Genomic DNA, 14,621 nt, shown 5'->3' with positions numbered 1-14,621 from the left:
AAGGCTAGAGGCGACGGGAAACGCGCGCCCGGACCGTTCCTCACCCCGAAGCGGGCAGCTTCATTCCGAGCGGTGAATTCAGACAGCGGGAGGTCTGATGGTCGCGTTCGCGGGCTATTGTTCAAGCCTTCTCACGTTGGTGTTCGCCGGGATATCTCCCGAGACATCTGCCCCTGCCGATGTTGGACGATCGCGTCGAGTACTGCTTCGTACGTGCTCCCGTTGTCTTGCTTGAGCTCCTCGCTACGGATGCCGATCGCTTTGGCGTCGGAGAGAAGCTTCTGCGTTGCTTCAGCAAGCGTGACCACATTGGCACCAACAATTCCCGACATATTGTTCATCAGCCATTGGCGAAGGAATTTTGCGCCGCGTTCACTCATCGTTTTGCTCCACGCAATTCCCTTTCCATCTCCTGCAGAGAGGCGGCCCGTGATGCAGTTCTCTTATGGGTGTTGGCCTTTTCATCGCCCCAGAAAGCCACTGTTCGCGCAACCTTCCCGTCTTGGATTCCTGAGCCTTTTGTCGGCATGAATGATCCGGAGGGCATCTCTGGCCGCGCGTTTTATTCGACGTTTGTCAATCTTTCTGCGCATGAAAACCTCCCCTGTGGTTGTTTCACAAAATGTGATCCGCCGCAGGAGGGTTCCAGCGCGCAAGCACAGACATTGGCTTGGTAAAAAACGTACAAATGACGCCGAACAAGCCCACTTGCGAACGGTAAAGCGAACGGTTCCGAGACAGGAAATGATCGCTGTCCTAGCCTGCTTCCGGCTTTGCGGACAAATTGCGAAAACAGCACATGAGGGTGACGGGGATGCAGTCTCGGCATCGCGCAAACAGGTTCGTTCAAATCCTAAAACCCGTCGAAGGTTTTAGAGGCGCGTAATATTGGTCGCCCTCACGACAATATCGTTCTGGCGGAATTCCTCCGCGAGCTTCCCCTTCACTGTTTGCCAATACGTGGCTTCCAGAGTCTCGGCCATGACCTCGAACAACACGACGTCATCGTGGTGGCTGCCGCCTCCGCCTTCGTGCCACAAGCCATTGGCCGGCGAACGCATGTAAGCGGTCGCACCGCCAAATTTCTCAGCGAGACGTTCTTGAACGTCACGGTAAAGCGTCGTTGGGAAAGGTGTCCCGGAATTGTCGCTCAAGGGGAGCAGTATTTCCACCAGAACCATATTCAAGTCCTTTGCGCGTCTCTCTGAGAATGACATTCCGCGCGGGAAGTTCCGTTGACGCAGGCTCCGCGATCCTATTTGACGCTGGCCTCCGGCCTCCCATCTGCCGCCGCGGTCTCCTCGTTGGGCGCTTGAAGGCCCCGCGGGGTATGGCTTCGTCCTTGCCAGGGCGCTCGCGACCTGGATCGCGCGTCGCGCTGTCTATCTTGGAGATGGACACCTCCAATCGCGCATTTCATGGCCGCTACGAGGTTGGTGAGTGCGCGACCGGCGTTGACGGTGGTTCTTGCCCGATATGTTTATTTCGTCGCGGGTATTGTGTCCCTTGGCTCCAGTACGGGGCTGCGATAGGCTGAGCAATCACAGATCGACTTTGGCGCCTGTCGCCCACGTCTGCGAACTGGCAGCAGCGTTGGCGATCGAGCTGTTCTCGAAGACCGCGTCCGACATTTCAAACGGTCTTAAGCATATTGATGACTATACGCGACCGCGTCTTTTTGGCATTGCTCGTTTTGCCATGCGGCGTGGCGCTCAACCTTTCCGCTCCTGCTTGGCTCTGGCAAAGCCCCGATCCGTCGCGATGAATCGCTCAAGCATGGGCACAATCAGGCGAAGAGGATCCGTGGAAGGCTGCCCCGCGTCGCGGCCAAGGATCTCAGCATATCTGGACAGATCGCGGTGCAGCGGCGCAGGCAGTTCCACCGTGACCTTAACCGGCTTGTCATCTGCAATCGGACCGAGTTTCAGCTTGGCCATTTCAGCCTCCATAGGGTTCGAGCACGAGATCGCGCGTAACGACGACACGCACATCAAAGCCCGGTCGTATCGTCAATGTCGGTGCGATGTTAAGTTGGCGCTGGACGATCTGCTGGCCCACCTGGCTGAGACTGTCGGAGGCGCCGCCGCGCAAGGCGCGCACGGTGTCACTTTCCTGGCCGGACGAGCCGGCCTCCGCACCGACACTGAGGATGGTGGTGAGTGCGGCCGCCTTGAACAGGTCGGCCCAATGGTAGTCGACGCCGTCCTCAAGGCCGGCATAGCCTTGGGTGTCAGTGCCAGGCTGGCGTTCAAGAACAATGGAGCGGCCGTTGGGAAAGACCAGCCTGCTCCAGACGAGCAGCACGCGACGCTGGCCGAAGCCGACCCCATTGTCGTACTGGCCAATGACACGCGTGCCTTGCGGGATCAGCAGCGAGCGACCCGTGGGACTGTCATAGACATTCTCGGTGACCTGCGCGGTGATCTGACCGGGCAGATCGGAACGGATGCCGGTGATGAGTGCTGCCGGAATGACGGCCCCTGCCTGGAGCACATAGGGCGATACCGCCGGCGTGACGCGATCCGGCGCCACGGTGCGCCGATCAGCGGCCGCATTCAGAAAGCCGAGCTGGCGGTCCTGCGTGGTCGACTGGCCGATCTGACCGGCAAGGTCGGGGCCGCCAAGGTTAGGCGGGGAAGTTCCTCCGGGCGGGGTTTCGGCCATCGCCGCGGTTGACTGCCCTGTCTGGAAGAAGACACGCGAGATTCGGGCCGCCTCCTCTTCGGTCCGCCGGCGCTGTTCCGCCTCATCGACCATGGGTGTGGCGATCGTTGGCGGCACGACGGGCTGTCCCTTGTTCTGGGCATCAAGCATCGGCCGGCCAAGATCGCCAGGCAGCGGCGGCCCAAGAACGGGACCGGTATAGTCGCGCGGCAGGCTGGCCAGTCCGTCGGCGGGCTGTCTGTTCGACGTCGAGTAGAGCTCGTCGCCATGCCTGCGCGTTTCACCCGTCTGAAGCGCGTAGATCAGCGCGCCGCCGACGCCAAGCGATGCACCTAGGCCGATGCCGGCGAGCACCTTGCGGGACAGGCGCGTGACACGCGGCGGATCGGCGCGATGCCGCATGGGGGCAGCCGGGATTTCGTTCTCCTTCATGATTGCTCCCCTCCCCTTTGACGAAATGCGTTCTTTGCATTCGGCGCCGCGTTGGTGCCTGAGATCCACAGACCTCTCCTCGCATCGGTGCGGACGATCCTGACCGTCTGTTGCCGCTTGCCGCTGCCAAGCCGCAATTCCGCCGCGCCAAAGAGACGGTCGACGATCAGGGTGTTCTGGTAGACGCGGCTGTTGGCGATCTCGGCCTCGCCGTCCGGGCCGATGACGAAGATGGGCGGCATCTCGCCTTGCACGATCCCGCCTGGAAACTCGACATAGACCCGCCTGCCGTCGTCATAGACGCCGACAGGCCTCCAGGGGGGCGCGTCGCCGGTGAGACCATAGCGGTATTTGCGTTCGGCAATGGCGGGAATCACCGGTGTCGCCGAGATTACCCGCGCTTGTCCCGCCGGCGGAGGGGGATAGGCCCATGACACGGCTGGCATATACGGCTTCTCGCCCGATCGGAGCTCGATCATGTAGCTGCGCCGGTCGGTGGTGATGACGAGATTGGTGTTGATGTCCGAGCGCAAAGGCTTGACCAGCACATGGACGCGCCTGGCGACGCCCGCTCCGCTTTCGGTGTCACCGATGATCCAGCGGGCTGTATCGCCCGCCGCGATCGGACCTTCGCCGGTCAGGCTTTCGCCAGGCTCAAGCGCGATGTCCGTTATCTGTCCTGGAGCGGCATAGACCTGGTAGAGTGCCCCTTCGCTCCAGGGATAAATCTGAATGGCGTTGTAATAGCCCTCACGACGCGGCTGGACCCGCGCCGCCGCGTTGGCGTTCTCGACGCGCGCCACCGGCGTGCTGCCGGCGACACCGCCGCGGGTCGCGACCCACCCTGGTGGAACGTGCAGCGGCTTTGGTCTTTCATCGAGCGCGGCTGCCGGAGCGGCGGGCAAAGGCGGCACGTAGGCATCATAGGAGATCTGAGGTGGTTTCTGCGGCATGGCGCAACCGGCAAGTATGGAGCCAGATAGCAACACCACGGCAAACGCCGACCTTGTCAAACCCGGAGTGGCGATGACACACAATGGCAGGTTCATTGGGTCATCTCCCGGGACCAGTTGATGGCGTTGACGTAGATGCCGAGCGGATTGGCGCGAAGACGTTCGGCGTCGTTTGGCATCTGTGTCACGATCGTCAGGATCGCGGTCCAGCGCTCGGTGCCGGAAAGCTGGCCGTTTTCGTAATGGTGCTCGATCCAGGCGACACGAAAGGAGCCCGGTGAAGCCCTGATGACCGAAGAAATATCCACCGCGACCTGCTGCTTGCCGACCCTGGAGAAAGGATCGTTGGCGCGAGCATAGTCATTGAGCGCTGCGGCGCCCTGGTCGGTGGTCCAATCATAGGCGCGCAACCAGTCCTGGCGCAGAACAATCGGGTCTGCGGGGATGGAGCGCACCTGTTCGACAAAGCGGGCGAGATGCCACGCTATCTGGGGATCAGTCGGCTTGTAATCCGCGATCGCGGGCGCGGTCGCTTGAACCTGGCCCATCTTGTCGACCTGCACGACCCAGGGCACCACAGTACCGCGGCCCAATTGCCAGACCAGTGACGTGGAAAGGCCTGCCGACAAGATGAGCGACCCGAACGCCATGGCGCGCCAGTTGCGTGCCTGCACGCGCGCAGAGCCGATGCGTTCATCCCAGATCTGCTCCGCCTTTTGATAGGGGGTTTGGGGGAGAGGGGTCTTGCCGTAGTGGACGTCGGGTCGCCTGAAGATGTTCATGGATCATTCGCCTTCAGAAAGAGAAATCGAAGCTCCGCCGCCATGGCTGTCGCCGGCGCGTACCGCGTGGGCAGCGGTCTGGGCGCCATGAGAGAGGCGTTGAGAGCGCTGCAAGCGTCTGGCCCATTCCGGCTGCCCTTGAGCGCTCGATGGCTTGCCCGCGCCCGACGCAGGAGCATCGGTTGACACCGCGGCACCACCGATCGTTCCCATGGTCGACGAACCGCCGGTGATTTCAGCCGCCGAACTGGCGCCGAAGGTGAAGCTGGACTTAAGCGATTGACCGGTGTTTGCGGCAGCACGCTTGAGGGGGGAGGAGGCTGCCGTAGCGCCAGCACGCGCAATGCCGCCCAAACCGGAGGCGATGCCTGCCGCGCCAGTCTGGCCGGCGGCGCCAAGCGTATAAGCGGCCGAGGCGCCGCCAGCGAGTGACGTGGCGCCACGAGCGGCTGACACAGCGCCCGAGAATGCGGTCGTCCCGCCTCGCGCTGCCAGGCCGGCGGCGCCATAGCCCGCAACCGACATGCCCCCCGCCGCAAGGCCGGTGCCAACGGCCGCACCGGCGCCAAGCTGCGGTCCACCCGCGACGAGGCCGTTGGCAATACCGGGACCGAAGATGCCGAGGCCAAGCAGCGACAGCGCCGCCAGCACGATCGCCATGGCCTGGTCGATGGTGGGGCTCTCGCCGCCAAAGCCTTGGGTGAATTCGCCGAAGAGCGTCGACCCGATGCCGATCACCACGGCAAGCACCAGAACCTTGATGCCGGACGAGATGACGTTGCCGAGCACGCGTTCGGCCATGAAGGCCGTCTTGCCGAAGAGGCCGAAGGGGATCAGCACGAAGCCGGCCAACGTCGCCAGCTTGAACTCGATCAGCGTCACAAAGAGCTGCACCGCCAGGATGAAGAAGGCGAGCAGGACGAGCGCCCAGGCAAAGAGCAGGCAAACAATCTGGATGAAGTTTTCAAAGAAGGAGACGTAGCCCATCAAACCGGAGATCGCCTCAAGCAATGGTCGTCCCGCATCGAGACCGGTTTGCGCCACCTTGCCGGGGTGCAGCAGGTCCTGTGCCGAGAAACCCGTTCCACTCGCCTTGAGACCAAGACCGGAGAAACTCTCGAACACGATTTGAGCGAGACCGTTCCAGTTGGATATCAGATAGGCAAAGACACCGACGAAGAGCGTCTTCTTGACGAGCCGTGCAAGAATGTCGTCATCAGCGCCCCAGCTCCAGAAGAGCGCGGCGAGCGTCACGTCGATGACGATCAGCGTGGTGGCGACGAAGGCGACCTCGCCGCCGAGCAAGCCGAAACCGCTGTCGATGTAGCGGGTGAAAGTGGCCAGGAATTGGTCGATGACACCGGTATTGCCCATGTCTATCGGGCCTCGTGCAGGGCAGCATCCGGCGCGTCCGGCTCGACAATTGAACGCCCCGATGGCTCTTTGAGACCAAGAAAGCGATCGCGCTGTTCGGCCCATAGCCGCGCGCATCCATCATCACGCAGGGCAGCCTCGCCAAGGACCTGGCAGCGGCGCAGACCGTCGTGAAGCGGATTTGGCATGTAGGCTGAGGTTGCGCGCGGGCGCTGGCCCGCCGGCTTGTCCTCCTTCCGGCTCATACCGAGCGCCGCCGCCGTGGCGGCGGCCGCGACAAAGATGACAGCCGCCATGCGAGCGAGCGTTTTTCCGTCCATGGCCTTCGACCTCAGCGGTTGAACATCTGGACCGAGCCGGCCTCGTAGCCCGAGCCTGGAGTGAGGAAGCGGCGCCGCTGCTCGCGTCCCTGATCGACCGCGGCAGCCCGTTCGGCCTCAGTCAGAGCCTGTGCGCGGCCGTTGGCAGCGACCACAGCGGTCAGATCCGCGAGCTGCTGGCCCTGGAGCGCGAGAAGCTGATTGCCAGCTTGCGTCGCCTGCAGAGCTCCGGTCGCCGATTGGCTGGCGCCGACCAGCGCCGACATCTGCGCCCGGCCGGTCTCGATGTTTCCAACCACACCGGCCTGGACGCGCATGGCGTCCTGAAGGCCGCCCACCGTGTTTTGCCAGCGCGAGCGCGCGTCCGTGACGAGCTCTCGGTCGGATGCCGAGAGCGAGACGCTGGCGTATTGCTGCTGAAAGGCCTTGTCGACCTGCTCGACGTCGAAGGCGATGTTCTGTGCTTGCCCGAGAAGCTGTTGCGTGCGTTGCACCGACTGTTGCAGTTGCTGGAGCGAGGACAAAGGCAGGCTCGCCAGGTTGCGCGCCTGGTTGATGAGCATCTGGGCCTGGTTCTGCAGCGAGGTGATCTGGTTTGTGATCTGCTGCAGCGAACGCGCGGCCGTCAGAACATTCTGGGAATAGTTCGATGGATCAAACACGATGAGGGCATAAGCTGGCGCCGTCATCATGGGTGAGATGGCGGCCGGCGCGGCGAGCATTGCCGCGACCAGAAAGATGGCGCGTGGGCGGCTTTGATGAACAGTCATGGTTGCGGATCCTTTTCAGGTTCGGGAAGGGTCAGGTTGGGAATAAGGTCGGCGGCCCAGCCGACGTCGCGGGCACGCAGCCAGGCCGCCAGGAAGCCGTGGCGGCCATGCTCGGCGATGATGCTGCCAATCAGGGCCTGATCGCCCTTCGAGGACGCGGCGCAAAGTGCCAGCCCGACCTCGGACAGGCCGAGCTCGAAGAGACGGTTGCCGCGGCGGGACTGGCAGTAGTAATCGCGCTTGGGTGTCGCTCGTGCCAGGATTTCGATCTGGCGGTCGTTCAGGCCGAAGCGCCGATAGATGGCGGTGATCTGCGGCTCAACCGCGCGCTCATTGGGCAACAACAGCCGGGTTGGACAGCTTTCGATGATCGCCGGCGCGATGGTCGAATTGTCGATATCGGCAAGCGACTGCGTGGCGAAGACGACGCTGGCGTTCTTCTTGCGCAGCGTCTTCAGCCACTCGCGCAACTGCCCGGCAAACCCCTCGTCGTCGAGGGCAAGCCAGCCTTCGTCGATGATGAGCAGCGTTGGACGCCCATCGAGCCGATCGCCGATGCGATGGAACAGATAGGACAGAACAGCCGGCGCGGCTTGCGTGCCCACCAGCCCTTCTATCTCGAAGGCCTGGACGGATGCCTGGCCGAGATGTTCGGCCTCGGCGTCGAGCAAACGGCCGTGGGCGCCTCCGACACAGTAGGGGCGCAACGCCTGTTTCAGGTCATTGGCTTGCAAGAGCACGCTGAGCCCGGTGATTGTGCGCTCCTCGACGGGAGCAGAGGCAAGCGACGTCAGCGCCGCCCAGATATGCTCCTTTGCGTCCGGGGTGATTGGGACGCCCTCGCGCGTCAGCAGCGCAACGATCCAGTCAGCCGCCCAGGCGCGCTCGTACGTGTCATGAACCCGGGCGAGCGGCTGAAGCGAAACGGAGGCATCCATGCCTTCGGTAAGCTGCCCCCCGAGATCGTGCCAGTCGCCACCCATGGCGAGCGCCGCCGCGCGGATAGAGCCGCCGAAGTCGAAGGCGAATATCTGAGCGTTGCGGTAGCGGCAGAATTGCAGGGCCATCAGCGCGAGCAGCACCGACTTGCCGGCGCCAGTGGGTCCGACGACGAGTGTGTGACCGACATCGCCGACATGAAGGACCAACCGGAACGGGGTCGAGCCTTCGGTCTTGCCGTAAAGCAAGGGAGGACTGACCAGATGCTCGTCCCGTTCCGGCCCCGCCCACACGGCGGACAGGGGCATCATGTGGGCGAGATTGAGCGTTGAGATGGGAGGCTGGCGGACATTGGCATAGGCGTGCCCAGGCAAGGAGCCGAGCCAGGCGTCGACGGCGTTGACGGTCTCGGCAATCGCCGTGAAGTCGCGGCCCTGGATGACCTTTTCGACAAGGCGCAATTTCTCGTCGGCGACGCGTGGTTCGGAATCCCAGATGGCGACGGTCGCGGTGACATAGGCCATACCCGCCATGTCGGCGCCGAGCTCCTGCAACGCCGTATCGGCGTCGGCCGCCTTGTTGGCGGCGTCGGTGTCAAGGAGGGCTGACGCTTCGTTGGTCATCACCTCCTTCAGGATCGAGGCGATGCTCTTGCGCTTGGCAAACCATTGCCGCCTAATCCTGGTCAACAGGCGGACAGCGTCGACCTTGTCGAGCAGGATGGCGCGGGTCGACCAGCGGTAGGGGAAGGCCAGCCTGTTGAGGTCATCGAGCAGGCCGGGTGTTGTGGCGGTCGGGAAGCCGACAATCGAGAGCATGCGAAGATGCTTGTCGCCAAGCCGCGGCTCGAGCCCGCCGGCGAGCGGTTCATCGGCCAGCAGCGCATCGAGATAGATCGGCGTCTCGGGGACGCGCACCTTATGGCGCTTGGTCGAGATCGTCGAATGCAGATAGGTGAGCGTTTCGCCGTCATCGAGCCAGTGGCATTCCGGCATGAACCCGTCGAGCAGGGACAGCACGCGCTCTGTCCTGTCGACAAAGGCGCGCACGATCTCGCCCGGATCCGCGCACGACTGGTTGCGCCCCTCATAAAGCCATCCCTCGGCGCGCGTGGCGTCTTCGGGCGGCGGCAGGAACAGGAAAGTGAGAAAGTAGCTCGATACGAAATGAACCCCCGCCTCGTCGAAGTCGGCTTTGCGCTCGGCATCGAGCAGCGCGGAGGCTGCATTGGCGAACTGGCTCTCGGGATAGGAGGCCGCTTCATGCCGCTGCGCTTCGACGAAGATGCTCCAGCCCGAGCCGAGGCGACGAAAGGCATTGTTGATGCGCGATGCCACCGCCACAAGCTCGGCCGCGACGGCGGAGTCGAGATCGGGCCCGCGAAACTTCGCGGTGCGCTGAAAACTTCCGTCCTTGTTGAGCACGACGCCCGGCGCGGCGAGAGCTGCCCAAGGCAGATAGTCGGCAAGGCGAGCGGCTGTCCGGCGGTATTCATGAAGGCTCATCACGGCCGCGTCCTCAAACCGACAGGTGCCCGGGCAGCCGCAAGTGCCGGCGTCCGACCTCGAAAAACAACGGATCGCGCCTGGCGGCCCATACCGCCGTCAGATGTCCGATTGCCCATATGAGGAGACCGACCAGCCACAGCCGCAGCCCAAGACCGACCGTGCCCGCCAGCGTGCCATTAAGGATCGCGATTGCGCGCGGCGCGCCGCCGAGCAGGATCTGCTCCGTCAGCGCCCTGTGGACGGGCACCGTCCACCCCGGCACCGCGTCGAGTTGTTCAAGAGCGCTTGTCATCAGATCAACGCTCCGCCGCCGAACGAGAAGAACGACAGGAAGAAACTCGACGCGGCAAACGCGATCGATAGGCCAAAAACGATCTGGATGAGCCGCCTGAAGCCGCCCGAACTGTCGCCGAAAGCCAGCGTCAGGCCGGTGACGATGATGATGATGACGGCCATGATTTTGGAAACCGGTCCCTCGACCGACTGCAGGATCTTTTCGAGTGGCTGTTCCCACGGCATCGAGGAGCCTGACGCATGGGCGCTCGACGCGACCAGGAGATTGATGGCAAGGGCGGTGGCCCCCGCGGCCAGGTGGCAGCGTGCAAGGAGGCGGATCATGAGATTTCTCCTGGGTTGATCGGTGTGGCGTCAGCAATGCGATAATCGCCGTCGGGACCGAGACCCTCGACCCGAACGAGTTCGCTAAGCCGTCTAGCGGCGCCACGTCCGGCGAGCACAGCGACGAGGTCGATCGTGTCGGCGATCAACGCACGCGGGACAGTGACGACGGCTTCCTGGATGAGCTGCTCAAGGCGGCGCAGCGCGCCCACGCCGGAGCCCGCATGAAGGGTACCGATGCCGCCGGGGTGCCCGGTTCCCCATGCCTTCAGCAGGTCGAGAGCCTCGGAGCCACGCACCTCGCCGATCGGGATGCGATCGGGACGCAGACGCAGCGAAGAGCGGACCAGATCGGCGAGCGTGGCGACGCCATCCTTGGTCCGCATCGCGACAAGGTTGGGCGCGGCGCACTGTAATTCGCTTGTGTCCTCGATGATCACGACCCGGTCCATCCCTTTCGCCACTTCGGCGAGCAGCGCGTTGGTGAGGGTCGTCTTGCCAGTCGATGTGCCGCCGGCGACAAGGACATTCGCGCGCTCCGCAACCGCGGCGCGCAAGATCGCGGCCTGGCCGGCTGACATTATGCCCGCCGCGACGTAGTCATCGAGCGTGAACACGGCGACGGCGCGCTTGCGGATCGCGAAGGCGGGTGCTGCGACGACGGGCGGCAACAGCCCCTCGAAACGCTCGCCGGTCTGCGGCAACTCGGCCGAGACGCGTGGGGAACGGGAATGGACCTCGGCACCGACATGATGGGCGACCAGACGCACAATCCGCTCTCCAGCGGCCGGCGCCAGTGTTTCCCCCGTATCGGCCAAACCTTCCGAAAGCCGGTCCACCCAGATGCGGCCATCCGGATTCAGCATCACCTCAACGATCGCGGGGTCGTCGAGAAACCGGGCGATGGCTGGTCCGAGCGCGGTGCGCAGCATGCGCGAGCTGCGCGCGCGTCTATCGGTATCGTTGTGCGATATAGCCATCCTGTCCCCGTTTGAGCCGGGAACGCGTCAGACGACGCCCGGTCGGGGACGATCAAAAGAGCCCTGGAGCGGTCTGGTTCAACGGGTTTCAGCCATCATCGTAGCGTGGCGTGCAATTACTGGCGAACGGCGGCGCCGGCGGCAGCGACCAACATAATGTGAACTTTCGCAATAATATGTCTATGTTTATTGACACACGACTCCTGCGAGGTTTATGAGAGAGCCATCGATGGCCTGCCCCTACGGGCGATCGTTTTCTATGGCGCGGAGGGTTGTCATGAGGTCCGGTCCGGAGGGTGCGATATCTCGGCGCATAAAAGCCCTCCTCAAGCACGCCGAAACGATACCGACAACGCCGCCGGCCCCGACGAAGAGGGTTGGCACCCCGTGAGCATGATCGAGATCTGGCTTGGCATTCTGCAGGGGTTGGGTATCACCGCAGAGGTCACGGCCTATGGCCTGCTCTTTGCGGTCCCCTTCGCGCTCGTCTTCGGCGTCGCGCAGTTTCTGGTCACCGGCTTGACGCGCTTTCTGGTTACCGCCGTGATCGAATTCTGGCGCAGCTCAGCGGTCGTCGTCCTGCTCTTCTTCTTTTACTACGTGCTGCCGGTGATGGGGGTCACTCTGTCGGCGCTGACCGTCAGTGCCTTGGTGCTCGGTCTCAACACCGGCGGTTATGCCAGCCAGGCGGTGCGCGCCGGGCTGCAGTCTCTTCCGGCGGGGCAACGCGAGGCCGGCATGGCGCTCGGCCTCTCGCGCCCGGCGATCCTGCTCCTGATCGAGCTGCCGCAGGCGCTGGTCGCGATGAGCCCGACCTTCGTCAACAACCTTATCCAGCTCGTCAAGGCGACGTCCCTCGTCTCGCTGGTCACGCTGACGGACATGACCTTCCGCGCCAAGGAAATTGCGCAGACCGACTACGACCCCGTCGCGATTTATTCGGCGCTGCTGCTGGCCTTCTTCGTCGTCTGTTATCCGATCGCACTTGCCGGCCGCTGGCTCGAGGCGCGGGTCAATCCCGAAAGAGGAACGCCGCGTGGGATTTGACTTCGATTTCGCACTATCGACCATCCCGACGATCATCGGGGCGATCGGGACGACCCTGCTCGCAACGGTCTTGAGTTGCCTCGGCGCCTCAGTGCTCGGCTTCACTTTCGAAATGATCCGCCGCGGCGGCGGTGCGACTGGCCTCGCCGTCCGCTTCCTGATCGACTTCATCCGCTCGACGCCGGTTCTGGCCTGGCTCTATTTCCTGTATTTCGTCCTTCCTTTCTACGGGATCCGGCTTGGCGCCGTGACGGTCGGCATACTGGGGCTGAGCCTCTATTACAGCGGTTACTTGGCGGAGGTGTTCAAAGCGGGCATCGACGCGATTCCCAAAGGCCAGCAGGAAGCGGCCAGAGCCTTGTCGCTGACCCGCCGCGACACGGTCGTTTTCGTCATCGCGCCGCAGATGTTGCGCAACATCGCCGCACCGTTGGGCAACTATCTTGTTTCAATCCTCAAGGCGACGCCCTATCTCGCAATCCTGGCTGTGCCCGAAATGCTCGGACGCGCCTTCGATATCGCTTCCGAGACCTATCGATACGCAGAGCCGCTGACCGTTGCCGGCATTCTGTTTCTCGCCTTGGCCTTGCTCATCTCTTACGGCGTGAAGCGCATCGAGCAGCGCCTGCTTGCGGCTGGACGTCGCTGATGCTCGCTGAAACCTCACATCCAGTCGCGGCCGTTCAATTGATCCCTCATGTTAGGATCGACGGCCTCAACAAGTGGTTCGCCGCCCTGCAGGTTTTGAAAAACATCGATCTTTCCGTACGGCCGGGCGTACGCATCGTCGTTTGCGGACCGTCCGGCTCGGGCAAGTCGACCTTGATCCGCTGCATCAACGGTCTGGAGCCTTTCCAGAAGGGAACGATCCAGCTCGACGGGATAGCACTGGGAAGAAATGCCCGGGACACTGCGACGGCGCGCCGGCTGACAGGCATGGTGTTCCAGAGTTTCAACCTGTTTCCGCACCTCACGGTGCTTGCCAACTGCACGCTGGCGCTGCGCCGGGTTCTCTTGAAACCGGCACGGGAGGCCGAAGAGATCGCCATGCAGCATCTGACCGCGGTCCGCATCCCCGAAAAAGCGCAGGCCTTTCCGGCCCAGCTCTCGGGAGGCCAGCAACAACGGGTGGCGATCGCACGTGCGCTTTGCCTCAATCCCCGCATCATGCTGTTCGACGAACCCACTTCGGCGCTCGATCCGGAAATGATCAAGGAAGTCCTCGACGTCATGATCGCGCTCGCAGGAAGCGGCGTGACCATGGTCTGCGTGACCCATGAGATGGGTTTCGCACGCGAAGTCGCCGATGAGATCGTTTTCATGGACGAAGGCCGCATTGTCGAGCATGCCTCGTCCAGAGACTTTTTCTCTCGAGCCGCTCACCCACGCGCCCGGCTGTTCCTGGATACCATCCTGAGCCATTGAGAGCCGACGCGTGTGGACCCTGCGTGACGGCAGTCGGCGCGCAAGCACGCCACATGCCGGAATCGCCGAGCAGGTCACCAGTCCGGCGCGAACGCGTAGCCAGCCGAGCGGACCGTCCGGATCACATCGCTTCCCACGGACGCCCGAAGCCTTTTGCGCAGCCTGGCGATATGGACATCGACACCCCGCACGTCGGTTGCGGCTGCATGTTCAGGCCATGCGGTCGCGACCAGTTCCTCGCGGCTGAAGACCTTGCCAGGCTGCGCCAAAAGACTGCGCAAAAGCTTGAACTCGATCGGTGGCATCACGATTTCTTTTTGCCTGAAGAATGTCCGGTGAGTCTGCCGCTCCAGCCGGAAATCGCCCTGAACCAACTCACCCGAATCCGTTTCGCGCGACTGCTTCGCAAGGCCCGCTTTGCCATGCAGCCAGGCCAAAAGCTGTTCGGGGGCGAACGGCCGCGAAAATATCTCGTTGACTCCAGCCTTGATCAAGTCGAGATGAAGCTTGCCCGAACGCGGGGCAACCAGGCTCACGACCGGCGTCCCTTTGGTTGCCGCGCCAGATTTCAACCAGGTGGCCTGTTTGACCACCGCACGGTCGCCTGGATGGCAGTCCATGATCACGGCAAGCGGGGATGCCGCCTCGATGGCGCGTGCGATTTCCCGATCTCCCGAAATCAGGCGAATCTCGAACCCCGCTACCGAAAGTATGTGCCCGAAAACCAGGAAAAAATCCGGGTCCTTCGAGGAGATCAGGACCAGCGGCTTCATGAGTCCGTCAACCGGGTTCGACACATCATAAGGCTG

General features: G+C 63.1%; 17 protein-coding genes. 3 read left to right on the top strand and 14 right to left on the bottom strand.

Annotated elements, in window-relative coordinates:
- Positions 1-131 precede the first annotated feature (131 nt).
- The 13 genes from JG747_RS35870 to trbB form a co-directional block, all read right to left on the bottom strand.
- Positions 132-380, bottom strand: coding sequence for a DUF768 domain-containing protein (locus JG747_RS35870; RefSeq protein WP_064982022.1), 249 nt, complete (start codon positions 378-380; stop codon positions 132-134).
- 492 nt (positions 381-872) lie between these two features.
- Positions 873-1,181, bottom strand: coding sequence for a hypothetical protein (locus JG747_RS35865; protein ID WP_064982124.1), 309 nt, complete (start codon positions 1,179-1,181; stop codon positions 873-875).
- 531 nt (positions 1,182-1,712) lie between these two features.
- The gene (locus tag JG747_RS35860) at positions 1,713-1,937 is read right to left on the bottom strand and encodes a DUF2274 domain-containing protein (RefSeq protein ID WP_027047861.1); all 225 of its coding nucleotides are present in this window, start codon (positions 1,935-1,937) and stop codon (positions 1,713-1,715) included.
- Position 1,938: 1 nt separating this feature from the next.
- On the bottom strand, positions 1,939-3,096 hold the full coding sequence (locus tag JG747_RS35855; RefSeq protein WP_199202005.1) for a TrbI/VirB10 family protein: 1,158 nt from the start codon (positions 3,094-3,096) through the stop codon (positions 1,939-1,941).
- Positions 3,093-4,145 carry a P-type conjugative transfer protein TrbG gene (trbG, locus tag JG747_RS35850; protein ID WP_199202004.1) on the bottom strand — a complete coding sequence of 351 codons (1,053 nt, stop codon included), beginning with the start codon at positions 4,143-4,145 and terminating at the stop codon, positions 3,093-3,095. The genes JG747_RS35855 and trbG overlap by 4 nt, the downstream gene beginning before the upstream one ends.
- Positions 4,142-4,831, bottom strand: coding sequence for a conjugal transfer protein TrbF (gene trbF, locus JG747_RS35845; RefSeq protein ID WP_064982028.1), 690 nt, complete (start codon positions 4,829-4,831; stop codon positions 4,142-4,144). Before trbF ends, trbG begins: the two co-directional genes overlap by 4 nt.
- A gap of 3 nt (positions 4,832-4,834) precedes the next feature.
- Positions 4,835-6,205 (bottom strand): P-type conjugative transfer protein TrbL, encoded by a 1,371-nt coding sequence (trbL, locus tag JG747_RS35840; RefSeq protein ID WP_064982029.1) that lies wholly within the window; start codon positions 6,203-6,205, stop codon positions 4,835-4,837.
- A gap of 2 nt (positions 6,206-6,207) precedes the next feature.
- Complete coding sequence (gene trbK-alt, locus JG747_RS35835; protein WP_342216831.1) at positions 6,208-6,501, bottom strand: putative entry exclusion protein TrbK-alt; 294 nt, start codon at positions 6,499-6,501, stop codon at positions 6,208-6,210.
- A gap of 35 nt (positions 6,502-6,536) precedes the next feature.
- Positions 6,537-7,295, bottom strand: a complete 759-nt coding sequence (gene trbJ / locus JG747_RS35830) for a P-type conjugative transfer protein TrbJ (RefSeq protein ID WP_064982033.1) — start codon at positions 7,293-7,295, stop codon at positions 6,537-6,539.
- Complete coding sequence (gene trbE, locus JG747_RS35825) at positions 7,292-9,742, bottom strand: conjugal transfer protein TrbE (protein ID WP_199202002.1); 2,451 nt, start codon at positions 9,740-9,742, stop codon at positions 7,292-7,294. Before trbE ends, trbJ begins: the two co-directional genes overlap by 4 nt.
- Positions 9,743-9,752: 10 nt before the next feature.
- Positions 9,753-10,034 carry a VirB3 family type IV secretion system protein gene (locus tag JG747_RS35820; RefSeq protein ID WP_064982036.1) on the bottom strand — a complete coding sequence of 94 codons (282 nt, stop codon included), beginning with the start codon at positions 10,032-10,034 and terminating at the stop codon, positions 9,753-9,755.
- Positions 10,034-10,360, bottom strand: coding sequence for a TrbC/VirB2 family protein (locus tag JG747_RS35815; protein ID WP_064982038.1), 327 nt, complete (start codon positions 10,358-10,360; stop codon positions 10,034-10,036). The genes JG747_RS35820 and JG747_RS35815 overlap by 1 nt, the downstream gene beginning before the upstream one ends.
- Positions 10,357-11,340 (bottom strand): P-type conjugative transfer ATPase TrbB, encoded by a 984-nt coding sequence (gene trbB, locus JG747_RS35810; protein WP_064982040.1) that lies wholly within the window; start codon positions 11,338-11,340, stop codon positions 10,357-10,359. Before trbB ends, JG747_RS35815 begins: the two co-directional genes overlap by 4 nt.
- 387 nt (positions 11,341-11,727) lie before the next feature.
- Between trbB and JG747_RS35805 the strand changes: the two genes are divergently transcribed.
- Genes JG747_RS35805 through JG747_RS35795 form a run of 3 tightly spaced genes read left to right on the top strand, consistent with a single transcriptional unit; the run spans position 11,728 to position 13,812 of the window.
- Complete coding sequence (locus JG747_RS35805) at positions 11,728-12,387, top strand: amino acid ABC transporter permease (protein ID WP_199202001.1); 660 nt, start codon at positions 11,728-11,730, stop codon at positions 12,385-12,387.
- The gene (gene ehuD / locus JG747_RS35800; RefSeq protein ID WP_064982043.1) at positions 12,377-13,036 is read left to right on the top strand and encodes an ectoine/hydroxyectoine ABC transporter permease subunit EhuD; all 660 of its coding nucleotides are present in this window, start codon (positions 12,377-12,379) and stop codon (positions 13,034-13,036) included. The genes JG747_RS35805 and ehuD overlap by 11 nt, the downstream gene beginning before the upstream one ends.
- Positions 13,036-13,812: an amino acid ABC transporter ATP-binding protein gene (locus JG747_RS35795; RefSeq protein WP_064982045.1), complete on the top strand. Its 777-nt coding sequence runs from the start codon at positions 13,036-13,038 to the stop codon at positions 13,810-13,812. Before ehuD ends, JG747_RS35795 begins: the two co-directional genes overlap by 1 nt.
- A gap of 74 nt (positions 13,813-13,886) precedes the next feature.
- On the opposite strand, the gene JG747_RS35790 is transcribed toward JG747_RS35795, so the two are convergent.
- Entirely contained in the window at positions 13,887-14,585 is a 699-nt protein-coding gene (locus JG747_RS35790) for a winged helix-turn-helix transcriptional regulator (protein WP_064982047.1), read from the bottom strand.
- Positions 14,586-14,621 lie beyond the last annotated feature (36 nt).

The sequence above is a fragment of the Mesorhizobium sp. 131-3-5 genome, assembly GCF_016756575.1.
In the GTDB taxonomy this organism is placed as follows: domain Bacteria; phylum Pseudomonadota; class Alphaproteobacteria; order Rhizobiales; family Rhizobiaceae; genus Mesorhizobium; species Mesorhizobium jarvisii.
Note: the sequence above shows the minus strand (reverse complement) of the source record. Positions and strands in the feature narration are given on the sequence as shown.